We start from the raw sequence: 23,662 nt of genomic DNA, 5'->3' as shown, positions 1-23,662 counted from the left end.
GGTAAGGGCGCATTCATGACCGCAGTCAGCCTTGGCCTGCCCACCGCGCCGCCGCCACCGCTGGCGCCCCGGCGCGAGTCCCGTCAGATCATGGTCGGCCCGGTGCCCGTCGGCGGCGGCGCGCCGGTCTCGGTACAGTCGATGACCACGACGCTCACCGCGGACGTCAACGCCACCCTGCAGCAGATCGCCGAGCTCACCGCCTCGGGGTGCCAGATCGTGCGGGTCGCGGTGCCGAGCCAGGACGACGTCGAGGCGCTGCCGGCGATCGCGAAGAAGTCGCAGATCCCGGTGATCGCCGACATCCACTTCCAGCCGAAGTACGTCTTCGCCGCGATCGACGCCGGCTGCGCCGCGGTGCGCGTCAACCCCGGCAACATCCGGCAGTTCGACGACAAGGTCAAGGAGATCGCGAAGGCGGCCTCCGCCGCCGGTGTGCCGATCCGCATCGGGGTCAACGCCGGCTCCCTCGACAAGCGGCTGCTGGAGAAGTACGGCAAGGCCACCGCCGAGGCGCTGGTCGAGTCGGCGCTGTGGGAGTGTTCCCTGTTCGAGGAGCACGGCTTCCGCGACATCAAGATCTCGGTCAAGCACAACGACCCGGTCGTCATGATCCGCGCGTACCGGCAACTCGCCGAGCGGTGCGACTACGCGCTGCACCTCGGCGTCACCGAGGCCGGCCCCACCTTCCAGGGCACGATCAAGTCGTCGGTCGCGTTCGGTGCCCTGCTCGCCGAGGGCATCGGCGACACCATCCGGGTCTCGCTGTCCGCGCCGCCGGTCGAGGAGGTCAAGGTCGGCATCGCGATCCTCGAGTCCCTCGGTCTGCGCGAGCGCGGCTTGGAGATCGTCTCGTGCCCGTCGTGCGGCCGCGCCCAGGTCGACGTCTACTCGCTCGCCGAGCAGGTCACCGCGGCCCTCGACGGGTTCCCGGCGCCGCTGCGGGTGGCGGTCATGGGCTGCGTCGTCAACGGCCCCGGCGAGGCCCGCGAGGCCGACCTCGGCGTCGCCTCCGGCAACGGCAAGGGCCAGATCTTCGTCAAGGGCCAGGTCATCAAGACCGTGCCCGAGTCGCAGATCGTCGAGACCCTGGTCGAGGAGGCCCTGCGGCTGGCCGAGGAGCAGGGCGTGGACCTCCCGGAGGAGCTGCGTGGCCTCGGCCCATCGGTGACCGTGCACTGAGCGGGTTGTCTTCCGGGTGATTCCCCGCCGATCCCCGGCGGGGATCGCCTTCACTGTTCACTGGCCCGAGGGTATGTGCAGCCATACCCCGGCGAATCTGGCAGGCTGGTACGCATGCTGACGTTGGCAGCGCGCCTCCTCGGTGACGCCGAGCGCGGTTCGGTCGAGCGGCTGCTCGACCGCGACCCGTTCGGCGGCGCCCAGGTCGCCGAGCGCGTCTCGATGGCCGGGCTTGCCTGGTGGCGGCAGGACGCGCGGATCTTCGGTTACGGCTCGCGCCGTAACCTCGAGTCGCTGTGCTGGATCGGCGCCAACCTCATCCCCGTGCATGCCTCGACCGCCGCCGTCGCCGCGTTCGCCGAGATGGTCGCCAATGAGCCGCGCGGATGCTCCTCGATCGTCGGCTCTGCCGACGCCGTCCTCGGCCTGTGGTCGCACCTCGCGCCGACCTGGGGCCCGTCCCGCGACGTGCGCCCCAACCAGCCGCTCATGGCCCTCAGCGCACCGTCGCCGGTCGCTCCCGACCCGAACGTCAGGCTGGTGCGCCCTGACGAGATCGACCTGCTCTTCCCCGCCGCCGTCGCCATGTACACGGAGGAGGTCGGAGTCTCGCCGACCGCCGACGGCGGCGAGCGCTCCTACCGTGAGCGCATCGGCGAGCTGGTCCGGGCGCGCCGGGCGTATGCCCGATTCCACAACGGCCGGGTCGTGTTCAAGGCTGAGCTGGCCGTCGTCACCCGCCACACCGCCCAGATCCAGGGCGTCTGGACCGACCCCGAGCTGCGCGGGTGCGGCCTGGCCACGGCGGGCATCGCCGCGATCGTCCGAGATGCGTTGCGCCGCGTCGCGCCATCGGTCAGCCTGTATGTCAACGACTACAACACGCCAGCCCGCCGTGTGTACGAGCGCTGTGGATTCCAACAGGTCGGCACGTTCGCGACGGTTCTGTTCTAACTTCGAATTCGTGCTAACTTCGGACAAATCGCCCTGGCGGGCGGATGGTCACGAGGGACCCCGCAGCGGCCGAACGAGGGGATGTTCCGCATGGGGCAGATGATCCGGCAGATCGGGCCGAACATCACCCGCCACTACTGGTACCCAGGCGACAAGAAGGAGTGGCTGCGCGCCCTCGTCGCGCTCGTCGCCGGCGGTGCCGTGCTCGGGCTCGCCTACTGGATCACCCGCAGCTGGCTCACCGCGACCGTCTTGGGCCTGTCGACCGCCTGCGGCATCGCCGGGTTCAACCTGGGCCGCCGCGACCTCAACGCCGCCGATGCGCTCAACGCCCGCACGCCACGCCGCGAGGCCGCCTCCGCCGCGGGCCGGGCCGCGTGGCGCGGCATCGTCGAGGGGTCCGCCGCCGCCTTCGCCGCCCTGATCATCGTCCAGCTGCCCGCCACCGGCTTGGTCGCGGACTGGCTGCTGCCCCTGGTGCCAGCGGTCGTCGGCGGCCTGTCGCGGCAGGCCGCGCTGCTGACGGTCCGGCTGAGCCACGCGTCCGAGCGCGCCTCGCAGTTCGCCGGGCCGGGCGCCACCCGCCGCATGCCCGACGCCGACCCCGACCAGACCCGCGTCGTCCCCGCCGATCCCGACGCCACGCGGGTGGCGTCCTAGGATCAGCGGGCGCGGGCGGGCTCGCGCAGGTCGCAGAGGATCCGCGCGGTGCGGGAGCCCGGCGCGGCGGTGTAGAAGACGACGCGCTGACCCTGCTCGTCGGCGTGGAGCAGCTGGCACTCCAGGACCAGCTCGCCGTACTCGGGATGGGGCAGTGTCTTCGTCGTGGTCCGCCGCACGCACACGTGGTGCTCGTTCCACCGGCGCGTGAACTCGGGGCTGGCCGCGTGCAGCCGGGCGATCAGCGCGCGGATGCCCTCGTCGTCCGAGTAGCGCACGGAGGCGGCGCGCAGGTCGGCCACCGACTCCTCGGCGAACGCGTGGACGTCCGCCGGTGAGTCGGGCGTGATCGGCGACGGCCCGCAGAACGCGTTCCAGATCATGTTCCGCTCCGGCGGCGGCGGCCCCATCAGCTTCACCGCCATGCGGTTCCAGGCCAGCAGGTCGTACTTCGCGTCGATGACGAAGGCCGGCGTGTCGTCCAGGCGCTCCAGGAGGTGCCGGATGCCGGTCGACACGACCCGGCTCGGCCCCGCGCGCGGGCCCGGCTGCTCGCCGGCCAGCCGGAACAGGTATGCGCGCTCGTCCTCGAACAGCCGCAGCGCCCGGCCCAGCGCGGCCAGTACCTGCCGTGACGGGTGCGGCCCGCGCCCCTGCTCCAGCCGGGCGTAGTAGTCCACCGAGATCCCGGCGAGCCGGGCGACCTCCTCGCGCCGCAGCCCCGGCGTGCGCCGTCGCACCCCCGCGGGCAACCCCGCGGCGGATGGGCTCACGCGCGCCCGGCGGTCCTTGAGGAACTCGGCCAGCTGTACCCGGTTCATGCCCACATGCTGCTGGATGGCGCCGCGCCGTAACCAGGGACCGGCGATCCGATGTTCCACGCGTCTCTCCCGCCCGGGCGCCGCCGGCCCGACGGTATTGGGCATGACGACCAAGACCGCCCTCGTCACGGGGGCCAACAAGGGCATCGGCCTGGAGATCGCGCGCGGACTGCGGGCGCTGGGCATGACCGTGCTGCTCGGCGCGCGCGACCCGATCCGTGGCAAGGAGGCGGCAGAGGCGATCGGCGCGACGGCCGTGCGGCTCGACGTGACCGACGAGGAGTCCATCGCCCGCGTGGCCGAGCGCGTCGAGGTCCTCGACGTGCTCGTCAACAACGCCGGCATTCTGCTCGACCGCGGCGCCCCGCCGAGCGCGACCCCTGTGCAACTGCTGCGCGACACGTTCGCCGTCAACGTCTTCGGCGTGGTGGCGGTCACCAACGCACTCCTTCCGGCCCTGCGCCGCGCGCCGGCCGCCCGGATCGTGAACCTGGGCAGCGGCCTGGGCTCCCTCACCTACGCCGCCGACCCGTCGCACATCTACGCCCGCAACACGCTGCTGTCGTACAACTCCTCGAAGTCGGCCCTCAGCGCGGTGACCCTTTCGTACGCGAACGAGCTGCGCGACACCCCGATCAAGGTGAACGTCGCCGACCCGGGCTACTGCGCGACCGACCTCAACGGCCACGCCGGCCCCCGAACCCCGGCCCAGGGCGCGGTGGCGGCGATCCGCCTGGCCACGCTGCCGGGGGACGGCCCGACGGGCGGCGCCTTCGACGACGAGGGCCCGGTGCCCTGGTGAGCCACGGCCGTTATTGACCGCCCGAGCGCCGCAGTGGGCGGCCAGCGTCGCGCGGGCGCGGCTCGGCGGGCAGGTGTCGCGCGGGCCTGGGCGTCGTGGTGCTCGGTGAGCGTCGTGCGTGCGCGGGCAGCGGCGTCGGGGATGGGCGCGGTGTCGCGGTTGGCGGCGAACGGCGCGGGGACGCGGCGCGAGGCGATCGCGGGGCGCGGGCGTCGCGCTGGCCCGGGCGTGGTGGTGACTGTGGCGGACGTCGCGCGGGCCCGAAGATTTCGGTGCGAGATGGGCGTCAGAGGTAGCGGCGGGCGTGGGTGAGCCACGCGGACGCGGCGGGGCTGGTCGGGCCGGCCAGGCGCCAGGCCAGCCCCAGACGGCCGCGCAGCGTTGGCCGGACGATACGCAGCGGGTGCAGGTGCTCGCGGTTGCGCGCGATCGAGGCCGGCAGGATCGCCACGCCCAGGCGGCGGGCGGCGAGCTGCTCCAGGACCGCGGGGGAGCCGGCCTCGAACGCCACCCGCGGCGCGAAGCCCGCTGCCGCGCACGCGGCGTCGAGGACGGCCCGGATGCCGCCCCCGCGTGGCAGGCAGATCAGCGCGCGGTCGCGCAGGGCGGACAGCGGGATCGTGTCGCGGGTCGCGAGCTCGTGGCCGGGCCACACGGCGGCGTCGATCTCCTCGTCGCTGATCAGGTCCACGCCGAGCCCCTCGGGCGTCTCTGCGAACGCGACGATCGCCGCGTCCAGGCGCCCCTCGCGCACAGCGTCGGCGAGGCGCTCGGACGCGTCCTCGACGAGCGTGACCTCGACGGCGGGGTGCGCGGCGTTGAAATCGGCGAGTACGGCCGCCAGGTCGACGGTGTGCGAGGTGACGCTGCCGATCGCCACGCGCCCGCGCGTCAGGCCGGTCAGCTCGTCCACCGCCTGCCGCGCCCCGTCCACGGCGCCGAGGGCCGCGCGGGCGAACGGCAGGACCGCGCGCCCGGCCGCGGTGAGCCGAACCGTGCGGCCGGAGCGGTCCAGCAGCGGCTGACCAAGCTCCCGCTCCAGCTTGCGCACCTGGGCGCTGACCCCCGGCTGGGCGATCCGCAACCGCGCGGCCGCGCGGGTGAAGCCACCCTCCTCGGCGACCGCGACGAAGTACTCCAGCTGGTGCAGCTCCATAACGATTGATTCTAGATACGAGCATGAACAACTCTTGGACTTATGGACTACGCCAAGGGAGCGTTGAGGCATGACCACGAAGGCGATGACACCGGAAGACATCTCCCGCCTGTTTGTAGAGCGCGTCAACGCCGGCGACGCCGCGGGCCTGGCCGAGCTGTACGAGCCAGACGCCGTGCTCGCCTACCCGCCGGGCAGCACCACGGTCGGCCGGGACGCGATCCGTGCCGTCTGCGAGGAGATGCTCAGGCGCCTACCGCGCTTCGAGGTGGAGGAGGCGTTGCCGACGATCCATCACGGCGACCTCGCGCTCACCTCGACCAAGGCGAAGGACGGCACCGGCGGCCGTGTGCAGGTGGTGCGCCGTCAGCCCGACGGCAGCTGGCTGCGTGTGATCGACCGCCCCGAGCAGCGCTCCTGACCCACCGGGCGGGCCGTGCGCGGCGACCCGCCTCCGCGCTCGGGGCTCGGCGTTCGCGCTTGCGGCCCCGCGTCTGCACTCGGCGGGCCCCGCGTCCGTGCTCGGCGGCCCCGCCTCCGCGCTCCCGGCGCGGGTCGGGCCGCGGGCCGGGCTCGGACGCGCGGCAGGTGTCTCCGGGCCAGGCCTCTGGGTTGCGTCGCGCCTTCGCGCCCGACGACGCGGAAGAGCGCGTCGCCGGAGCCGGGTGACGGTCAGGTCGGCCTCGACGCCACCGCGCGCGTTGAGCAACTGGGTGTATGTCGTGGATCCGGCCGGCCGGCGTCGTTGGCGTACAGGCGCTGCAGCAGGCCCAGCGCGCCCGGGCCGTGCATTCGAGCTTGTGCATGGCCTCGCATCGGCCGGCGGGGTCGGCAAGGTGATGGCGGAGCGGATCGCCGACGGCACGCCCGAGTACGAGGTGTCCACGATGGAGGTACGCCGCTTCGGCGGCCACGCGGCGAGCCGACGGTGGGCGGGCGCTGCGCCGCTGCGGGGTCTGGCCGGGGCGTCTCGCCGAGCAGGAACTCCCGTCCGGGTCAACGCCTCCGGGCCGTGCACGACACGTAGGACGTCCAGCTCGCGCAGCGCGGGCACACGGTGGCGGGCGTTGCCCCAGGACTCGGCGAACTTCGCCACGTCGGCCTCGAACAGCGTGCGCGGCTCGTCCAGCGATGCGCCGGACTCCGGGCGCCACGGCGCCGGGTCGCGCACGTAGCCGCCGACCAGCAGGCCCGGTCTCGTCGGCGCCGCGGAAGTACCCGCCGCGGTCCGGGTCGCGCATCGTCGGAAGGTCCGTCGTGGAGCCGCCGGGACGCGACGCCGTCACGACGTACTGATGCTTGATCGGCACGATTGGCAGGTCGACCCCGGCGAGGCGGCCCACGTCGATCCAGCCGAGCCGGGCGAGGTGGTACGCGGTGGGGCAACCGACGCCGCCGCCGACCACCACGCCGCGGACCGTGCGAGGCAGGTTCGAATCGACCGGCATCGCATGATTGTGGACCCGGCGGTACGTCCCGGAAAAGGTCTGAAGGCGTGCCAACTGTTTCCAGGATGTAGCGCGAGGATTGCTCTTGACGAGTGGCTGACAGGGGCGTTAACTCTGTCACACTATGACGTCGGTCACTTCGAGCTCGCCGGGTTAAGGCCTGACTTCGCCCGAATTCGACGTATGGATCGCGGCGAAGGGCCGGATGTCATGCGTGCGGTGCCGTCCATCGCGGACCTGCTGGAGCGGGTCCTGTCGTGGGTGGGCCGCGCGGTCGAGTGGCTGCGCCTGGAGGGCGGCCTGTCGCACCAAATTCTCCGCATCGACGTCGACCACGTCCCGTACGTGCTGCGGGTGCTCGAGCCGAAGGTCTCCGCAGCCGGGCGGGAGATCGGCAACACGCGGCTGGCCGCGCGGACCGCCGACGCGCAGGTGTGCGCCGTGCTGCCCGGCGTGCCGGCGATCGTGCTGGAGTTCCTGCCCGGGCGCACGCTCAGCGCCGCCGAGGCGGGCCGGCCCGGGGTGAGCCCGGAGCCGGCCGAGGCGTGCCTGCGCTTGCACGCGGGGCCCGCCTTCGGCGACGACTTCGACATCTTCGCCCAGCGCGCCGAGCTGATGGAGGTGTGCGAGCGCCACGAACTGCCGCTGCCGGGCGGCTACCCGGACGCCTCCTCCACAGTGGATGCGACCCGGGCGGAGCCGGCGGAGTGGCAGCTGCGCGCCGTGGCGTGGCTCGGGGATATCGCCCTCGAGGCGGACTACGACCCGGACCTGACCGGCCAGTTGGCCGGCGCGTACTTCGGCGCCGGCCCGAACCCGGCGCTACGTGCCCGGGTCCGGCTGTTGCACATCGCGTCCAACGTCACGTGGGCGCTGTGGTTCACCGTCCACCACGGACTTCTCGCCGCCGCCCACGGCGAGGACCCGGTGGGCTTCGACTACGAGGCGGAGGCGGCCGGCGAGTGGGGCCAGGCGCGGCGCGCGCTGGAAGACCCCGGACTCGGGCGGCTCCTCGCAACGGTGACCGGAAGGAAACCCATCACCCCCGACGAATAAGAGGAGGTGCCATGTCGGCATCGCCGACCCAGGCCGGCCGGCCCATCGACGACGACGAGAAGCGGCTCGCCGAACTGGGCTACAAGCAGGAGCTCCGGCGCAAGTGGAGCGGGTTCTCCAACTTTGCCATCTCGTTCTCCATCATCTCGATCCTGGCCGGCTGCTTCACGACCTTCGGCCAGGCCTGGATGAACGGCGGCCCGATCGCCATCTCGTGGGGCTGGCCGCTCATCTCGATCTTCATCCTGATCATCGGCTTCTGCATGGCGGAGCTGGTCTCGGCGTATCCGACGGCCGGTGGCATCTACTGGTGGGCGTCCCGGATGGGGCGGCCGGTGCACGGCTGGTTCACCGGCTGGCTCAACCTCGTCGGCCTGATCGCGGTCACCGCTTCGGTCGACTACGGCTGCGCCACGTTCCTCAGCCTCGTCCTGGACGCCTACAGCTCCTGGGACAGCGCCAACCTGTACCTGACGTTCCTGCTGTTCGTCGTGATCCTGGCCGCGCACATGGCCATCAACATCTGGGGCCACAACATCATCGACGTGCTGCAGAACGTCTCGGTGTGGTGGCACGTGGCCGGCTCGGCCGCGGTCGTGCTCATCCTCGTGTTCGTGCCCGAGAAGCACCAGAGCCTCGAGTTCGTCTTCACCCAGCGGTTCAACAACTCCGGGTATTCCGACGGCACCTACTGGTTCCTCGTCCTGCCGTTCGGGTTCCTGCTCACGCAGTACACCATCACCGGTTTTGATGCTTGTGCCCACGTCTCGGAGGAGACCAAGGGCGCGTCGGTCGCGGCCGCGAGGGGCCTGTGGCAGTCCATCTTCTACTCGGCGATCGGCGGCTGGATCCTGTTGCTGTCGTTCCTGTTCGCCGCGACCGACGTCGACGCGATCACCAAGGCCAGCGGGTTCTCGGGCGCCATCTTTTCCACGGCGCTGAGCCCCGGCTTCTTCAAGGTGGTCATCCTCATCTCCACGATCGGGCAGTTCTTCTGCGGCATGAGCTGTGTGATGAGTATGTCTCGGATGACGTACGCGTTCAGCCGCGACCGCGCGGTGCCCGGCTGGCGGCTGTGGTCCAAGGTGGACCGCAACGGCACCCCGGTCAACGCGATCATCGGCGCGGCCATCGCCGGCGGCGTGCTGACCCTGCCGGCGCTGTACAAGAGCCCGACCGGCGCGCCGACCGCGTTCTACGCCGTCGTCTCCGTCGCCGTCATCGGCCTCTACGTCGCGTTCCTGATCCCGATCTATCTGCGGCTGCGGATGGGCGACCGGTTCGTGCCCGGCCCGTGGACGCTGGGCACCAAGTACAAGGTGCTCGGCTGGATCGCCGTGGTCGAGATCGTGATCGTGTCGATCTACTTCATCATGCCGTTCACGCCGACCGCGATCCCGGGACACGATGGCTTCACCTGGACCGCGGTGAACTACGCGCCAATCGCGCTGCTCATCGTCATCGGTGGCGCCGCGCTGTGGTGGGCACTGTCGGCGAGGAAGTGGTTCCACGGTCCCATTCGAACCATCGACGAGGCCGTCGCCGAGGACACGGCGGCCGCAGCGGAGTAGAGGATGATGGTCTCCGGGCCGGCCGGGCCGCGCCGGCCCGGAGACAGCTTCGGGAGGTCGGATGCCGGTGGCGACGGAGCCCCTGTCGGGTGTGCCGATGTGGCGGCCGGTGCGGGGCGGCAACGCCTTCGAGATCACCGTCGCCCGGCTGGCTCAGGCGATCCGGCTCGGGCTGGTGCCGGTGGGGGAGCGGCTCCCGCCCGAGCGTGAGCTCGCCGAGCGGCTCCAGGTCAGCCGCGTCACGCTGCGAGACGCCATCGCAGCCCTGCGCGAGGCCGGGTTTCTGGAGTCGCGCCGCGGCCGCTCCGGGGGCACGTTCGTGGTCCGCGCCAGCGGCGAAGCGGTCGACGGCGCCCACACACCGGACGCCGCGGCGCTCGCCCGGGAGATGGGCGACGCGCTGCACGACGCGCTGGACTTCCGCCGTGTGCTGGAGCCGGGCGCGGCCGCGCTCGCCGCGACCCGGACGCTGTCCGCGGCCGACCGCGCGCACCTCGTCGCGTGCCTGGCTGCCGCGCGCACCCGCGACCCGTTGACCCGCCGGGTCAACGACTCCCGGCTGCACCTGGCGATCGCCGCGGCCAGCGGCTCTACCTCGGTGGCGGCGTCCATCGCCGACGTGCAGTTGCGGCTGGACCGGCTCCTCGCCTCGATCCCGGTGCTGCGGCGCAACCTCGACCACTCCGACGCCCAGCACGAGCGCGTGGTCGAGGCGATCCTGGCGGGCGACCCCGTCGTCGCCCGCAGCGGGATGGAGGAGCACTGCGACGCCACCGCGGCGCTGTTGCGCGGTCTGCTGGGTTGAGTTTATGGTTTTGTTCTAGACCTTTAGGGGTAGTCGATGTTGAGCGTCGAGCAGCTGCGCATCGCCGTGAACGAGGGCGAGATCGACACCGTCATCGTGGCGGTCACGGACATGCAGGGCCGGCTGCAGGGCAAGCGGTTCCACGCTCGGCACTTCCTCGCCGACGTCGTCGCGCACGGCACCGAGGGCTGCAACTACCTGCTCGCCGTCGACGTCGACATGAACACCGTCGACGGCTACGCGATGTCCTCCTGGGCCGGCGGCTACGGCGACTTCGCGATGATCCCCGACTTCGCCACCCTGCGCCGCATCCCGTGGCACCCAGGCACCGCGCTGGTCCTGGCCGACCTGCGGCTGCTGGAGGATGGTGCCCCGGTGACCGCGTCGCCCCGGCAGATCCTGCAGGCCCAGGTCGCCGCGCTCGGCGGCGCGGGGTACACCGCCTGGACCGGCACCGAGCTCGAGTTCATCGCGTTCCGGCAGTCCTATGAGGACGCTTTCCGGCAGGGGTACCGCGAGCTGACGCCCGTTACCCTGTTCAACTCCGACTACTCGCTGCTGCAGACCTCGCGAGTCGAGCCGCTGCTGCGCCGCATCCGCAACGAGATGGCCGGCGCCGGGCTGACCCCGGAGAGCGCCAAGGGCGAGTGCAATCTCGGGCAGCTGGAGATCGCCTTCCGATACGACGCCGCCTTGCCCAACGCCGACGGGCACGTGCTGTACAAGAACGGCGCGAAGGAGATCGCCGCGCAGGAGGGCGTCTCCATCACGTTCATGGCCAAGCCCAACGCCCGCGAGGGCAACTCCTGCCACATCCACTTCTCGCTGCGTTCGGCCGCCGACGACCGCCCCGCCGTGGCCGGCGACGGTGAGCACGGGATCTCACCGGTGTTCCGCAGCGCGATGGCCGGCATCCTCGCCACGTTGCGCGACTTCACGCTCTTCTACGCGCCGAACATCAACTCCTACAAGCGCTTCCAGGCCGGCTCCTTCGCTCCGACCGCGGTGCGTTGGGGCCTGGACAACCGCACGTGCGCGCTGCGCCTCGTCGGACACGGCCCCTCGATGCGCGTCGAGAACCGGGTGCCCGGCGCCGACGTCAACCCGTACCTCGCCATCGCCGCCATGACCGCCGGCGCGCTGCACGGCATCCGGCACGGGCTCCAGCTGGAGGACGTCTATCGCGGCAACGCCTACGAGGACGCGGACGCCCCGCGCGTGCCCGCCACGCTGCGCGAGGCGCTGGAGCTGTGGGAGGCCAGCGACGCCGCCCGCGAGGCCTTCGGCGACGACGTCGTCGCGCATTACGCCAACATGGCGCGCATCGAGCTGGCAGCGTTTGACGCGGCGGTCACGGACTGGGAGCTCATGCGCGGCTTCGAACGGCTCTGAAAGGCAGACCCATGCACGACGTAATCTCTCCGGTCACCGAGGAGGTCGTGGCGACCGTACCGTCGCTCGGCCTGGCGGAGACCGACGCCGCGATCGAGCGTGCCCACGCCGCGTTCCCCGCCTGGCGCGCGGTCGCGCCGGGCGACCGGGCGCGGCTGCTGCGCCGCTTCGCAGCCGTCGTCGACGCGCACATCGAGGAGCTGGCGCGGCTCGAGGTCCGCAACGCCGGGCACACCATCGGCAACGCCCGCTGGGAGGCAGGCAACGTCCGCGATGTCCTCGACTACTACGCTGGCGCCCCCGAGCGGCTCAGCGGCCGCCAGATCCCGGCCCCCGGGGGCCTGGACGTTACCTTCTACGAGCCACTCGGCGTTGTCGGCGTCATCGTCCCCTGGAACTTCCCGATGCCGATCGCCGGCTGGGGCTTCGCGCCCGCCCTGGCCGCGGGCAACACCGTCGTGCTCAAGCCGGCCGAGCTCACCCCGCTCACCGCGATCCGGCTCGGCGAGCTGGCCCTGGAGGCGGGCCTGCCCGAGGGTGTCCTCACGGTACTGCCGGGCAAGGGCGCGGTCGTCGGCCAGCGCTTCGTCACCCACCCGCTGGTCCGCAAGGTCTGCTTCACCGGGTCCACCGAGGTCGGCAAGCGCATCATGGCCGGCTGCGCCGACCAGGTGAAGCGGGTGACCCTCGAGCTCGGCGGCAAGAGCGCCAACATCGTCTTCGCCGACGCCGACCTCGCCAGGGCCGCCGCGTCCGCGCCCGGCTCGGTGTTCGACAACGCCGGCCAGGACTGCTGCGCCCGGTCGCGCCTACTCGTGCAGGCAAGCGTCCACGACGAGTTCATGGGCCTGCTGGAGCAGTCGGTGCGGGCGTTTCGCTGCGAGGACCCGGCGCTCGAGTCCGCGCAGATGGGCCCGCTCATCTCGGCCGGGCAGCTCGATTCCGTGCGGTCCTATGTGGACGACGACGCGGTCGCCTTCCGCGGTAGCGCACCCGACGGCCCCGGCTACTGGATGGCGCCGACCGTCCTCACCGCACGGTCCACACAGGACCGCCACTGGCGCGAGGAGATCTTCGGCCCGGTGCTGTCCGTGCTGCGCTTCGAGGACGAGGACGAGGCGATCCGGCTCGCCAACGACACGGAGTACGGCCTGTCCGGCTCGATCTGGACCCGCGACCTCGGCCGTGGCATCCGCGTCGCCCGCGGCGTGGAGGCTGGCAACCTCAGCGTCAACTCGCACTCTTCGGTGCGCTACTGGACCCCGTTCGGCGGGGTCAAGCAGAGCGGCCTCGGCCGCGAGCTCGGCCCGGACGCGCTCGCCGCGTTCTGCGAAGTCAAGAACGTCTACTTCAGCACGGAGGTTTAGGTGCAGGCACGTCTGCAGGATCGCGTCGCGGTCATCACCGGAGCCGGCAGCGGCATCGGCCTGGCCACCGCGCGCCGCTTCGCGTCCGAGGGCGCGAAGGTGGTGGCGGTCGACCTGAACGAGGACGCCGGCCAAGCCGTCGCCGACGAGGTGGGCGGCGAGTTCGTCGCCGCCGACGTGGCCGACGAGGCCGCCGTCAAGGCGCTGTTCGACGGCGTGGCGCAGCGTTACGGCCGGCTCGACATCGCCTTCAACAACGCCGGCATCTCCCCGCCGGACGACGACTCGATCCTCGACACGGGTGTTGAGGCCTGGGAGCGCGTGCTCAAGGTCAACAGCACCAGCGTCTACTTCTGCTGCAAGTACGCCATCCCGCACATGCTCGCCCAGGGCAAGGGCTCGATCATCAACACCGCCAGTTTCGTCGCCCTGATGGGCGCCGCCACCTCGCAGATCGCCTACACCGCCTCCAAGGGCGCGGTGCTGTCGATGACCCGCGAGCTCGGCGTGCAGTTCGCGCGGCAGGGCGTGCGGGTCAACGCGCTGTGCCCCGGCCCGATCGCCACCCCGCTGCTCATGGAGCTCTTCGCCAAGGACCCGGAGCGTGCCCAGCGCCGCCTGGTCCACGTGCCGATGGGCCGCTTCGGCACTCCGGAGGAGATCGCGGGCGCGGTGGCGTTCCTGGCCAGCGACGACGCGTCGTTCATCACCGCCTCCACGTTCCTGGTGGACGGCGGCATCACCGGCGCCTACGTCACGCCGCTGTAGCCGGGCCGGATCTCATGACGAGACCCCTGGTCGGGATCACCGCCTACGCCGAGCCGGCGCGGTGGGGCGTGTGGGACACCCGAGCCGTGCTGATTCCCGAGGTGTACGTGCGGATGGTGCGCGAGGCCGGCGCGCGCCCCGTCGTGCTGCCGCCGGACGAACTCGGCGGCCCCGCGGACGCGACCGCGCTCGTCGGCCGGCTCGACGGGCTCGTCCTGGCGGGCGGCGCCGACATCGAGCCGGCCCGCTACGGCGCGATCGCGCACCCCACCACGAAGACGCGCCCCGACCGCGACGCCGGCGAGCTGGCGGTCCTCGCCGCGGCCCTCGACGCCGACCTGCCGGTCCTCGGCGTGTGCCGCGGCATGCAGCTGCTCGCGGTCGCCTGTGGTGGCACGCTCGTGCAGCACCTGCCCGACCTGCTCGGCGACGAGCGCCACCAGCCGGCGCCCGGCGTCTACGGGACGCACCGGGCACGGTTCGCTCCCGGCTCCCGCGCGGCCGCCGTGTTCGGCCTCACCGCCGAGGTGAACTCGTACCACCATCAGGCCGTCGACAAGCCGGGCACGCTCACCGTCACCGGCTGGGCCGACGACGACGTCGTCGAGGCCCTCGAGCATCCCGGGCGCCGGTTCGTGCTCGGCGTGCAATGGCACCCGGAGGAGGCGGGCGACGTGCGGCCCTTCGCCGCGCTCGTCGCCGCGATCTGACCTCAACCGGGACCCGCGGATCGCCGGGCCGGACGCCGACCCGGCAGCCGCGGGGGAGCGCGCCGTGGACGGCCTGCACAACCTCGCCCCGAGAGGACTAAGTTGAGGTCATGTCGCGACCGGTCATCGGCCTGACCACGTACGCCGAGGAAACCCGCTTCGGCCTCAACGACACCTTCTCCGCGGTGCTGCCGCTGTCCTACGTGCACGCGGTACACAGCTCGGGCGGCCGGGCGGTCCTCATCACCCCCGACGACCCCGACATCGACGTGCTCGAGGGTCTCGACGGCATCATGTTCACCGGCGGATCGGACGTGAATCCGGACCTGTACGGCGAGCCCCCGCACGCCACCACCAAGGTCAAGCCGGAGCGGGATGCCGCCGAGCTGCTGCTCATGCGGGCCGCGCTCGACGCAGACCTGCCCCTGTTCGGCATCTGCCGCGGCATGCAGCTCATGTGCGTCGCGTACGGCGGGCGCCTGCACCAGCACCTGCCCGACGTCCTCGGCCACCACAACCACCGCCCGGTGAGCGGCCCGAAGTTCGGCGAGCACCCAGTGCGCCTGTCGCGCGGCTCCCGGGCGGCCGCGATCCTCGGTGACGCGGTGATCGTCAACTCGTTCCACCACCAGGGCTGCGCCGACCCCGGCCGGCTCGTTCCGACCGGCTGGTGTCCGGAGGACAACCTCATCGAGGTCGTCGAGGACCCGTCGAAGAGCTTCGCGGTGGGTGTCCAGTGGCACCCGGAGGACACCACAGACTTCCGCCTGTTCGCCGCGTTCGTGGAGGCCGCGCGCGCCCGCCGGGAGAATATGGCCACACGGCCATAATCCATGTTAACCTCGCGCAATGGGAAAGGTTGCCGTGCTCGAAAGGGACGAAACCCGGGTGGTTGCGGTCGAGGAACTGCTCGCCGAGGAGGCCTGACCGACACACGGCGCTGTCCGGTTGGTGTCCGAGCCGGCTTGGCGATCGTCCGGGGCGGTCCTCTCAGCCCCCCGGACGCGGCTCACGGGGTCCGCAGGACGGGCCTCGGCCACGCTTAAGGGTTGTCGGCTCAGGGAGCAGCGTGGGCGCGGTCGTCGTCGATCATGCTTGGGTGGCTACCCGGACAGCCCGGGGTTGATGCGCGTTAGGCTTCTGGCCATGAAGGTTCGCGCACCGCTCGCCCCTGGCACGCAGAGTCCCTGGCGTCACGTCCCCGCCGAAATCGTGCGCCCCGAGTATGTCGGCAAGCGGGCGCCGGCCAAGCACCGCGGGTCCGACGTGCAGTCGCCCGAGATCATCGAGCGGATGCGGGTCGCGGGCAAGCTGGCGGCGCAGGCGACCGCACTCGCCGGCGAGCACGCGCGGCCGGGCGTGACGACCGACGAGATCGACCGCGTGGTGCACGAGTTCCTGTGTGATCACGGCGCCTACCCGTCGACGCTCGGGTACAAGAGCTTCCCGAAGTCGTGCTGCACCTCGCTCAACGAGGTGATCTGTCACGGCATCCCGGACTCCACCGTGATCGAGGACGGCGACATCCTCAATGTCGACGTGACCGCGTTCATCGGCGGCGTGCACGGCGACACCAACCAGACGTTCTGCGTCGGCGACGTCGCGGAGGAGGACCGGCTGCTCGTCGAGCGCACCCGCGAGGCGATGATGCGGGGCATCCGCGCGGTCGCGCCCGGGCGTCCGCTCAACGCGATCGGCCGGGTCATCGAGGCATACGCCAAGCGCTTTCAGTACGGCGTCGTGCGCGACTTCACCGGGCACGGCATCAACGAGGTGTTCCATACCGGGCTCTACGTGCCCCACTACGACAACCCGCGGCTGACCACGATCATGGAGCCGGGGATGACGTTCACCATCGAGCCGATGATCACGCTGGGCACCCACGAGTACGACATCTGGAAGGACGGCTGGACCGTCGTCACCAAGGACCGCAAGTGGACGGCTCAGTTCGAGCACACGATCCTGGTGACCGAGGACGGTTACGAGATCCTGACCCTGCCGTGAGCCACCTGGCGTCGCGCTGATCGACGGCATGCCCCGTGGCGTTCCGGACTCGGCAGCTGCTGCTGGGTGCGGACGCCGGGGCTTCCTGTGTTTTCGTTGTTCATCCCATCGGTGTGGTGGCCTGGGTCTCGTGTGGCCTGAACCGTCTCGGGGGCGGTGTTCCCCGAGACGGCAGGCTCACGAGACGGTGTATTCGTCAACGACGCGGGTGCATCGTCGGACCGGCCCACGCGGTGCGGCGCATGTCGGGTCCTCCTCTCGTCTAGACGCTCGTGGCGTGATGCAACGATCGTCGCGGAGCGAACAGCCCGATGGGGCGACGCCGCCTTGCTGTGGCACGCTTTCGGGAGTATCTCCGCCGCTTCCGGTTCGCTCTGGCGTGATGGGTTTATCCCCAATTATGCCGTTTTGCCCGGAAACGTCGGTACAAGCGGGGTCAGACCGCCCGTCCTGCGGAACCCCACGGCGCGCGTCGTGCAGTCGACGAGCGCGTCCAGCACGATCTTGCGGACGTCGCCGTCAGTGGCCGGCAGCGCAAGGCGCCACTGCGCCGCTGTGCGGTCTTCGAGCAGTGCCGCCAGCTTCAGCGCGTCCGCGCGGTCAGCGACCGCGAATGGCAGCTGGTAGCTCGCGGCGGTCGGTGGCGGCGTCACCCCGGCCGAGGAGAGCCGCACGATCAGCGCGTCGCGGCGCGCCCGGTGGGCGTTGTCGGCGTTGTGCGCCTGGGTGAGGGCCGCACCGTCGAGCCTCGGCCCCAGCACCCCGTAGCCGTAGATGGCCGCGTGCTCGGCCTGCAGCGCCGCCACGAGCCTCTCGTCGGCCGGGGTCACGTCAGCACCTCCTGATGTCCCGCGCGGCACGCGGCGATCGAGCCGAGCAGAGCCGCACGATAGGACGGCGCGGCCAGGCACGCCGTTTCCGCCTCCTCTCGCGCCACCTTCTCCAGCGCGGCGAGGTCCGACAGGGCCGCGCTCTGCTCGTTCGGCACCGCCATGGATGTCGCGGACGGTTCAGCGCCGGACCCGGCAGCGCCGCTCGGGGCCGGGAACGGCCCGGCCTCCGGCAGGCCGATCTCCCGGGCGAGCGCGATCACGTGCTGGGCGTGGTCGTCCTTGAGCGGCCCGATGCGCTCCTTCAGAGCCGGGAACGCCGTGAGGACCGCCGCGTAACGGTCGCGCAGCGCGACGGTCCGGGTCAGCAGTGGCAGCAGTACGTCTGGTGCAGGGCTCCACTGCGGCGCCTGCTTGCCGCCGAGCGGGTCGCAGCCCGCCACCGAGCCGGTCGTTGTCACCACGGCGGCGGCGAGCAGGGCGCGTCGGCGGATCAGCACGCGCATAGTGAACACCATCCGAGCGATTTGCGGTGCACCCGCCCTCGGTGAGGTACTCCCTCACCCGCTTGCTCATGCGGCCGTGGGCTCCGGCGGACGCACCGCCGGGGGCTGCGCGCGGGCGCGGCCGGGTGGCCTTCGGAGCGCCGCCGGGACGTCCCGAGTCACGTCGCGTTACGCTCTGCACGAGCCGCCCGCGCGTTGTCACGCAGGCGGCGATGAGCCGTGCGCCCGTGCGGGTGCCCGAAGGAGGGGTGTCGATCTATGGCGCAACAGCATCGACAGCGCCTCCTCGCGGTGGTCGAACCGGTCGTCACCCAGGGTGGCTACGACCTCGAGGACCTCACCGTCACCCGCGTCGGGCGGCGGCATCTGGTGCGCATCGCGGTCGACAGCGATCACGGTGTCGACCTCGACGCCGTGGCCGAGCTTTCCCGGGGCATCTCCACCGCACTCGATGCGGCCGAGGCCGGCGGCGACGAACTGATCGCGGGTGAGTACGAGCTGGAGGTCGGCTCGCCGGGTGTCGATCGGCCGCTCACGTTGCCGCGGCACTGGCGGCGCAACCGCACCCGGCTGGTCAAGGTGAAGGCCGCCGGACGCGAGGTGACCGGGCGGGTGGTCGCGGCCGATGACGCAGGGGTGACCCTCGACGTCGACGGCGATCGGCAGACCCACGCGCACGGCGAGCTCGGCCCGGGCCGGGTCCAGGTCGAGCTCAAGCGCCTCGCCGAACTGCCGGACCCGGATGATGAAGAAATCGACGACGAAGACGACGAGGAAGGGGAGGACGGGGAGTGAACATCGACCTTGCGGCCCTCCGCGCACTGGAGCGCGAGCGCGAGATCCCGTTCGAGACCATCCTCGCGGCGATCGAGACGGCGCTGCTCACGGCGTACCGGCACACCGAGGGAGCCAACCCGCACGCGCGGGTCGAGATCGACCGGCGCACGGGCGCGGCGTCCGTGCTCGCCCAGGATCTCAATGAGGACGGCGCCGTCGTCCGCGAGTACGACGACACCCCGCACGACTTCGGCCGGATCGCGGCCATGACGGCCAAGCAGGTCATCCTGCAGCGGCTGCGCGAGGCGACCGACGAGGTGCACTTCGGCGAGTACGTCGGCCGCGACGGTGACCTGGTCACCGGCGTGATCCAGGCGCACGAGGCGCGCGCCGAGAAGGGCATCGTCACCATCGACCTCGGCAAGATCGAGGGCATGCTGCCCGCGGCCGAGCAGGTGCCCGGTGAGCGTTACGAGCACGGCCAGCGGATCAAGGCCATCGTCGTCCACGTGGCCAAGGGCTTCCGCGGGCCGCAGGTCACGCTGTCGCGCTCGCATCCCAACCTGGTGAAGCGGCTGTTCGCGCTCGAGGTGCCGGAGATCGCCGACGGTACCGTGGAGATCGCGGCCATCGCCCGGGAGGCCGGCCACCGGACCAAGATCGCGGTCCGTTCGACCGTCTCGGGGGTGAACGCGAAGGGGGCCTGCATCGGCCCGATGGGCCAGCGGGTCCGCGCCGTCATGAGCGAGCTGCACGGCGAAAAGATCGACATCATCGACTGGTCGGAGGACCCCGCGCAATTTGTGGGAAATGCGCTTTCTCCCGCGAAAGCGCTCAACGTGGAGGTCGTCGACGCGGCCAACCGGGCCGCCCGGGTGACCGTCCCGGACTTCCAACTTTCCCTGGCCATCGGCAGAGAGGGCCAGAACGCTCGGCTCGCCGCGAGGCTCACCGGATGGCGGATCGATATCAGACCTGACAACGCCGCGGACGGCAACGTCGATCACGTCACCGGACCGGGCGCGGCGCGCGCCGAAAGTGCAGGGTAGACTTCTTGACGGTACGTCGCACGCCCCCGGCTGGCATGCCTGCGATCCCGGCTATGCCGGTTCGCACCTGTATTGGATGCCGGAAGCGTGCGTCATCCTCCGAGTTGCTGCGATTTGTCGCGATCGAGTGCGGCCCTGGCCAGTTCAGGGCTGTCCCCGATCCGGCTCGCAGACGGCCGGGTCGGGGAGCGCACCTGCATCCTGATCCGGCTTGCCTCGCGCTAGCGGAGCGCAGGCGCGCCTTCGGGCGGGCTCTACGCCTCACCGGGGTCTTCGACACCGGTCCGCTGGCCGAAGCCGTCGCCTCGGCGACGGTGACGGAGCCGGAGCATACGCAGTGACCGGAACCGCCGGTGGTGGGAGCGCGACGCCCCACCCGGATCACGCAAGGTAGGACGACGGACATGAGCACACGATGAAGTCCCTGAGATGACCAGGCTTCAAGTGCACGAGTGAGGTCGGAGCGGAACTTGCCGCCCGGCCTCGAGGTGAGGAGTGTAGTGGCAGGCAAGGCCCGCGTACACGAGCTGGCGAAAGAGCTCGGGGTCGAAAGCAAGACCGTACTCGCGAAGCTGCAGGAGCTTGGCGAGTACGTGAAGTCCGCATCCAGCACGGTCGAGGCGCCAGTGGCGCGCCGGCTGCGTGCGAGCTTCGAAAACGGTGGAGGCTCCGCCCCAGCGCCCTCCGCGCCTCCTGCGCCGGCCCCGTCGGTACCGTCGGCGCCCGTTCCGGCGGCTCCGCGCCCGACGCCGTCCCCGGCAGTCAAGCCCTTTGCGCCCCCGAAGCGGCCTCAGCCGCCGGCGAGCGGCGGACCAGGTGGTTCCGGAGGCGGAGGCGGCCGTGGCCCCGTTCCCGGCCCGCCGCGTCCGACCCCGCCGCCCGCGGTACGGCCGACGAGCGCGCACGACATCGAGGTGGCGGCCGCCGAGCAGCGTGCCGCCGCGCTGAAGGCTGAGCAGGAAGCGACCATGAAGGCCGCCCAGCAGGCCCGTCAGCGTGAGCACACCCGGCGTGACACGCCGCAGCCGCCCAGTGGCGGTGCCCCCACGCCCGGGCCGCGCCCGGGCCCGACCCCCGGCCCGTCCGGCGGCGGTGCGCCGACCCCGTCCGCGCCGCGGCCCGGCCAGGGCCCGCGTCCGGGCGGCGCCCGGCCGCCGGCCCGGTCCCCGGGCAACAACCCGTTCGGCGTCTCCGGCGGCGCGACTCCGCGCCCGCCGTCGCCGGGCAACATTCCGCGGCCCAACCCGTCCTCGATGCCCCCGCGGCCCAACCCGTCCTCGATGGGCGGCCCCCGGCCCAACCCGTCGCAGATGCCGAGCCAGCGGCCCGGTCGTCCCGCCGGCCCCGGCGGTGACCGGCCCGGTCGTCCGGGCGGTGGCGGTGGCGGTGGCGGCTTCCGTGGCGGTCCCGGCGGTGGCGCCGGTCGTCCCGGCGGCCCCGGCGGTGGCGGTGGCGGCGGCTTCCGTAGCGGCCCCGGTGGTGGCGGCGGTGGCGGCGGCTTCCGTGGCGGCCCTGGCGGCGGCGGTGGCGGCGGCTTCCGTGGCGGCCCTGGTGGCGGTGGCGGAGGCGCACCCGGTGCGGGCGCCGGCACTGCCGGTCGTCCGGGCGGTGGCGGTGGCGCTGGTGGCCGTGGTCGCGGCGGCGGCGCCGCGGGTGCCTTCGGGCGTCCGGGTGGCCGGCCGACGCGCGGACGCAAGTCCAAGAAGCAGCGCAGACAGGAGTTCGACAACCTCTCCGCGCCCACCATGGGCTCGGGCGCCCCGCGCGGGCAGGGTCAGGCGATCCGCCTGCCGCAGGGTGCGTCGCTGTCGGACTTCGCCGACCGGATCAACGCCAACCCGGGCTCGCTCGTCCAGGAGATGTTCAACCTGGGCGAGATGGTGACGGCCACCCAGTCGTGCACCAACGAGACGCTGCAGCTGCTCGGCGAGCACCTCGGCTTCGACGTGCAGATCGTCAGCCCCGAGGACGAGGACCGCGAGCTGCTGGCCCGCTTCGACATCGACCTCGACGCCGAGGTCGACGAGGAGCGCCTGGTCATCCGGCCGCCGGTGGTGACCGTCATGGGTCACGTCGACCACGGTAAGACGAAGCTGCTCGACGCGATCCGCCAGACGAACGTCGCGGCGGGCGAGGCCGGCGGCATCACCCAGCACATCGGCGCCTACCAGGTCCGCGTCGAGCACGACGGCGAGGACCGCGCGATCACCTTCATCGACACCCCGGGTCACGAGGCGTTCACCGCCATGCGTGCTCGTGGTGCGCAGGCCACGGACATCGTGGTCCTGGTGGTCGCGGCCGACGACGGCGTGATGCCCCAGACGATCGAGGCGCTCAACCACGCCCAGGCGGCCGAGGTGCCGATCGTGGTCGCGGTGAACAAGATCGACAAGCCCGAGGCCAACCCGGCCAAGGTGCGGCAGGAGCTCACGCAGTACGGGCTGGTCGCCGAGGAGTACGGCGGCGAGACGATGTTCGTCGACATCTCGGCGAAGAGCCGGATCAACATCGACGGACTCCTCGAGGCCGTGCTGCTCACCGCCGACGCCGCGCTCGACCTGCGCGCGCCCGTCGACGGCCCGGCCCAGGGCATCGCGATCGAGTCGCACCTCGACCGAGGCCGCGGCCCGGTCGCCACCGTCCTGGTGGAGAAGGGCACGCTCAATATCGGTGACTCGATCGTCGCCGGTCGCGCCTACGGCCGCGTCCGCGCGATGCTCGACGAGAACGGCAAGCCCGTGCCGCACGCGGGTCCGGCCCGTCCGGTCCTCGTGCTCGGCCTGACCTCGGTGCCCGGCGCCGGCGACACGTTCCTCGCCGCCGACGACGACCGCACCGCGCGCCAGATCGCCGAGCAGCGGCAAGCCCGCCGTCGCGCGGCCGAGATGGCGGCGCGCACCGGCCGGGTCACCCTGGAGACGCTGTTCGACCAGCTCAAGCAGGGCGAGAAGACCACGCTCAACCTCATCCTCAAGGGTGACGGCTCGGGTTCGGTCGAGGCGCTCGAGGACGCGTTGGTCAAGATCGTCGTCTCCGACGAGGTCCAGCTGCGGATCATCCACCGCGGTGTCGGTGCGGTCACGCAGGACGACGTCAACCTGGCCAGCGCCTCCGACGCGATCATCATCGGGTTCAACGTGCGGGCCGAGGGCCGCACGCGGGACTTGGCCGACCGCGAGGGCGTGGAGATCCGGTACTACACCGTCATCTACCAGGCCATCGAGGACATCGAGTCGTCGCTCAAGGGCCTGCTCAAGCCGGTCTACGAGGAGGTCGAGCTCGGCCAGGCGGAGATTCGCGAGGTCTTCCGCTCGTCGCGCTTCGGCAACATCGCGGGCTGCATCGTCCGCACCGGCCTGATCCGGCGCAACAGCAAGGCGCGCCTGATCCGCGACGGCGCGGTCGTGTCCGAAAACCTCACGATCGCCGGCCTGCGCCGCTTCAAGGACGACGCGACCGAGGTCCGCGAGGGCTTCGAGTGTGGTATCACGCTCGGCTCGTACAACGACATCCAGGTCGGCGATGTCATCGAGACGTGGGAGTTGCGCGAGAAGCCGCGCGTCTGACGCCTTGAAGAAGGGGCCGTGGATCACCGATCCACGGCCCCTTCTGGCGTGCCGATCCGTTCGACGGGGACGGCCCGACGGGGCATGACGTCGCTCACATCATGAATCTGTGTACCGCGGCAGCGCGGGCACCGCCGGGCCCCGGCGTCGTGGCCCGCTCCCGGCCGCAGGCGCCGCGACGTTGCCCGTCGACCCCGAGCCGCCGATCGTCCGCCGCTGCTGGTCGTTTGAGTCGCTC

Annotated in this window: 23 protein-coding genes; 19 read left to right on the top strand and 4 right to left on the bottom strand. The window is 71.7% G+C overall.

Features of this window, described 5'->3' with window-relative positions; genetic code table 11:
• The first annotated feature begins 15 nt into the window (after positions 1-15).
• The 3 genes from ispG to AB0367_RS11720 all read left to right on the top strand — a co-directional run bounded on the left by ispG (position 16) and on the right by AB0367_RS11720 (position 2,796).
• Positions 16-1,182 (top strand): flavodoxin-dependent (E)-4-hydroxy-3-methylbut-2-enyl-diphosphate synthase, encoded by a 1,167-nt coding sequence (ispG, locus tag AB0367_RS11730; protein WP_366226198.1) that lies wholly within the window; start codon positions 16-18, stop codon positions 1,180-1,182.
• 114 nt (positions 1,183-1,296) lie between these two features.
• A complete protein-coding gene (locus AB0367_RS11725; RefSeq protein ID WP_366226197.1) occupies positions 1,297-2,136 on the top strand; it encodes a GNAT family N-acetyltransferase in 840 nt (279 codons plus the stop codon).
• Positions 2,137-2,226: 90 nt separating this feature from the next.
• Positions 2,227-2,796 carry a hypothetical protein gene (locus tag AB0367_RS11720; protein WP_366226196.1) on the top strand — a complete coding sequence of 190 codons (570 nt, stop codon included), beginning with the start codon at positions 2,227-2,229 and terminating at the stop codon, positions 2,794-2,796.
• Positions 2,797-2,798: 2 nt separating this feature from the next.
• Here AB0367_RS11720 and AB0367_RS11715 read toward each other — a convergent pair whose 3' ends face one another.
• Complete coding sequence (locus AB0367_RS11715; protein WP_366226195.1) at positions 2,799-3,617, bottom strand: helix-turn-helix transcriptional regulator; 819 nt, start codon at positions 3,615-3,617, stop codon at positions 2,799-2,801.
• 103 nt (positions 3,618-3,720) lie between these two features.
• Between AB0367_RS11715 and AB0367_RS11710 the strand changes: the two genes are divergently transcribed.
• Positions 3,721-4,419, top strand: a complete 699-nt coding sequence (locus AB0367_RS11710) for an SDR family oxidoreductase (protein ID WP_366226194.1) — start codon at positions 3,721-3,723, stop codon at positions 4,417-4,419.
• 286 nt (positions 4,420-4,705) lie between these two features.
• Here AB0367_RS11710 and AB0367_RS11705 read toward each other — a convergent pair whose 3' ends face one another.
• The gene (locus AB0367_RS11705; RefSeq protein ID WP_366226193.1) at positions 4,706-5,575 is read right to left on the bottom strand and encodes a LysR substrate-binding domain-containing protein; all 870 of its coding nucleotides are present in this window, start codon (positions 5,573-5,575) and stop codon (positions 4,706-4,708) included.
• Between the two features lie 85 nt (positions 5,576-5,660).
• On the opposite strand from AB0367_RS11705, the gene AB0367_RS11700 reads away from it, so the two are divergent.
• The 11 genes from AB0367_RS11700 to map all read left to right on the top strand — a co-directional run bounded on the left by AB0367_RS11700 (position 5,661) and on the right by map (position 16,696).
• On the top strand, positions 5,661-5,996 hold the full coding sequence (locus AB0367_RS11700) for a nuclear transport factor 2 family protein (RefSeq protein WP_366226425.1): 336 nt from the start codon (positions 5,661-5,663) through the stop codon (positions 5,994-5,996).
• Between the two features lie 379 nt (positions 5,997-6,375).
• Positions 6,376-6,750, top strand: a complete 375-nt coding sequence (locus tag AB0367_RS11695; protein ID WP_366226192.1) for a hypothetical protein — start codon at positions 6,376-6,378, stop codon at positions 6,748-6,750.
• A gap of 492 nt (positions 6,751-7,242) precedes the next feature.
• Complete coding sequence (locus AB0367_RS11690; RefSeq protein ID WP_366226191.1) at positions 7,243-8,079, top strand: hypothetical protein; 837 nt, start codon at positions 7,243-7,245, stop codon at positions 8,077-8,079.
• A gap of 11 nt (positions 8,080-8,090) precedes the next feature.
• Positions 8,091-9,650, top strand: a complete 1,560-nt coding sequence (locus AB0367_RS11685) for an amino acid permease (RefSeq protein ID WP_366226190.1) — start codon at positions 8,091-8,093, stop codon at positions 9,648-9,650.
• A gap of 61 nt (positions 9,651-9,711) precedes the next feature.
• The gene (locus AB0367_RS11680; protein ID WP_366226189.1) at positions 9,712-10,455 is read left to right on the top strand and encodes an FCD domain-containing protein; all 744 of its coding nucleotides are present in this window, start codon (positions 9,712-9,714) and stop codon (positions 10,453-10,455) included.
• A 36-nt stretch (positions 10,456-10,491) separates the two neighbouring features.
• Positions 10,492-11,847: a glutamine synthetase family protein gene (locus AB0367_RS11675; RefSeq protein ID WP_366226188.1), complete on the top strand. Its 1,356-nt coding sequence runs from the start codon at positions 10,492-10,494 to the stop codon at positions 11,845-11,847.
• A gap of 11 nt (positions 11,848-11,858) precedes the next feature.
• Positions 11,859-13,214, top strand: a complete 1,356-nt coding sequence (locus AB0367_RS11670; protein ID WP_366226187.1) for an aldehyde dehydrogenase family protein — start codon at positions 11,859-11,861, stop codon at positions 13,212-13,214.
• Positions 13,215-13,982, top strand: coding sequence for a 3-oxoacyl-ACP reductase (locus AB0367_RS11665; protein WP_366226186.1), 768 nt, complete (start codon positions 13,215-13,217; stop codon positions 13,980-13,982).
• Positions 13,983-13,996: 14 nt separating this feature from the next.
• Positions 13,997-14,692 carry a gamma-glutamyl-gamma-aminobutyrate hydrolase family protein gene (locus AB0367_RS11660; protein WP_366226185.1) on the top strand — a complete coding sequence of 232 codons (696 nt, stop codon included), beginning with the start codon at positions 13,997-13,999 and terminating at the stop codon, positions 14,690-14,692.
• Positions 14,693-14,802: 110 nt separating this feature from the next.
• Positions 14,803-15,522, top strand: a complete 720-nt coding sequence (locus tag AB0367_RS11655) for a gamma-glutamyl-gamma-aminobutyrate hydrolase family protein (RefSeq protein WP_366226184.1) — start codon at positions 14,803-14,805, stop codon at positions 15,520-15,522.
• A 316-nt stretch (positions 15,523-15,838) separates the two neighbouring features.
• Entirely contained in the window at positions 15,839-16,696 is an 858-nt protein-coding gene (gene map, locus AB0367_RS11650; protein WP_366226183.1) for a type I methionyl aminopeptidase, read from the top strand.
• 398 nt (positions 16,697-17,094) lie between these two features.
• Here the strand turns inward: map and AB0367_RS11645 are convergent, their stop codons facing one another.
• Both AB0367_RS11645 and AB0367_RS11640 read right to left on the bottom strand, forming a co-directional pair.
• Positions 17,095-17,526 (bottom strand): ferritin-like domain-containing protein, encoded by a 432-nt coding sequence (locus AB0367_RS11645; protein ID WP_366226182.1) that lies wholly within the window; start codon positions 17,524-17,526, stop codon positions 17,095-17,097.
• Positions 17,523-18,032: a hypothetical protein gene (locus AB0367_RS11640; RefSeq protein WP_366226181.1), complete on the bottom strand. Its 510-nt coding sequence runs from the start codon at positions 18,030-18,032 to the stop codon at positions 17,523-17,525. Before AB0367_RS11640 ends, AB0367_RS11645 begins: the two co-directional genes overlap by 4 nt.
• Before the next feature lie 219 nt (positions 18,033-18,251).
• Between AB0367_RS11640 and rimP the strand changes: the two genes are divergently transcribed.
• The 4 genes from rimP to infB all read left to right on the top strand — a co-directional run bounded on the left by rimP (position 18,252) and on the right by infB (position 23,424).
• The gene (gene rimP, locus AB0367_RS11635) at positions 18,252-18,827 is read left to right on the top strand and encodes a ribosome maturation factor RimP (RefSeq protein WP_366226180.1); all 576 of its coding nucleotides are present in this window, start codon (positions 18,252-18,254) and stop codon (positions 18,825-18,827) included.
• Positions 18,824-19,858, top strand: a complete 1,035-nt coding sequence (gene nusA, locus AB0367_RS11630; RefSeq protein WP_366226179.1) for a transcription termination factor NusA — start codon at positions 18,824-18,826, stop codon at positions 19,856-19,858. Before rimP ends, nusA begins: the two co-directional genes overlap by 4 nt.
• Positions 19,859-19,893: 35 nt before the next feature.
• Positions 19,894-20,199: a YlxR family protein gene (locus AB0367_RS11625; RefSeq protein WP_366226178.1), complete on the top strand. Its 306-nt coding sequence runs from the start codon at positions 19,894-19,896 to the stop codon at positions 20,197-20,199.
• Between the two features lie 159 nt (positions 20,200-20,358).
• Positions 20,359-23,424 (top strand): translation initiation factor IF-2, encoded by a 3,066-nt coding sequence (infB, locus tag AB0367_RS11620; protein WP_366226176.1) that lies wholly within the window; start codon positions 20,359-20,361, stop codon positions 23,422-23,424.
• Positions 23,425-23,662 lie beyond the last annotated feature (238 nt).

Source organism: Dactylosporangium sp. NPDC051484, from assembly GCF_040689395.1.
GTDB lineage: Bacteria > Actinomycetota > Actinomycetes > Mycobacteriales > Micromonosporaceae > Dactylosporangium.
This window is presented reverse-complemented; position numbering and strand designations above follow the sequence as displayed.

Bases quoted from the DNA above. Each gene is read 5' to 3' on its own strand.
- ispG (WP_366226198.1), top strand. From the start codon at position 16: ATGACCGCAGTCAGCCTTGGCCTGCCCACCGCGCCGCCGCCACCGCTG.
- AB0367_RS11725 (WP_366226197.1), top strand. From the start codon at position 1,297: ATGCTGACGTTGGCAGCGCGCCTCCTCGGTGACGCCGAGCGCGGTTCG.
- AB0367_RS11720 (WP_366226196.1), top strand. From the start codon at position 2,227: ATGGGGCAGATGATCCGGCAGATCGGGCCGAACATCACCCGCCACTAC.
- AB0367_RS11715 (WP_366226195.1), bottom strand. From the start codon at position 3,617: ATGAACCGGGTACAGCTGGCCGAGTTCCTCAAGGACCGCCGGGCGCGC.
- AB0367_RS11710 (WP_366226194.1), top strand. From the start codon at position 3,721: ATGACGACCAAGACCGCCCTCGTCACGGGGGCCAACAAGGGCATCGGC.
- AB0367_RS11705 (WP_366226193.1), bottom strand. From the start codon at position 5,575: ATGGAGCTGCACCAGCTGGAGTACTTCGTCGCGGTCGCCGAGGAGGGT.
- AB0367_RS11700 (WP_366226425.1), top strand. From the start codon at position 5,661: ATGACACCGGAAGACATCTCCCGCCTGTTTGTAGAGCGCGTCAACGCC.
- AB0367_RS11685 (WP_366226190.1), top strand. From the start codon at position 8,091: ATGTCGGCATCGCCGACCCAGGCCGGCCGGCCCATCGACGACGACGAG.
- AB0367_RS11680 (WP_366226189.1), top strand. From the start codon at position 9,712: ATGCCGGTGGCGACGGAGCCCCTGTCGGGTGTGCCGATGTGGCGGCCG.
- AB0367_RS11675 (WP_366226188.1), top strand. From the start codon at position 10,492: ATGTTGAGCGTCGAGCAGCTGCGCATCGCCGTGAACGAGGGCGAGATC.
- AB0367_RS11670 (WP_366226187.1), top strand. From the start codon at position 11,859: ATGCACGACGTAATCTCTCCGGTCACCGAGGAGGTCGTGGCGACCGTA.
- AB0367_RS11660 (WP_366226185.1), top strand. From the start codon at position 13,997: ATGACGAGACCCCTGGTCGGGATCACCGCCTACGCCGAGCCGGCGCGG.
- AB0367_RS11655 (WP_366226184.1), top strand. From the start codon at position 14,803: ATGTCGCGACCGGTCATCGGCCTGACCACGTACGCCGAGGAAACCCGC.
- map (WP_366226183.1), top strand. From the start codon at position 15,839: ATGAAGGTTCGCGCACCGCTCGCCCCTGGCACGCAGAGTCCCTGGCGT.
- AB0367_RS11640 (WP_366226181.1), bottom strand. From the start codon at position 18,032: ATGCGCGTGCTGATCCGCCGACGCGCCCTGCTCGCCGCCGCCGTGGTG.
- AB0367_RS11625 (WP_366226178.1), top strand. From the start codon at position 19,894: ATGCCTGCGATCCCGGCTATGCCGGTTCGCACCTGTATTGGATGCCGG.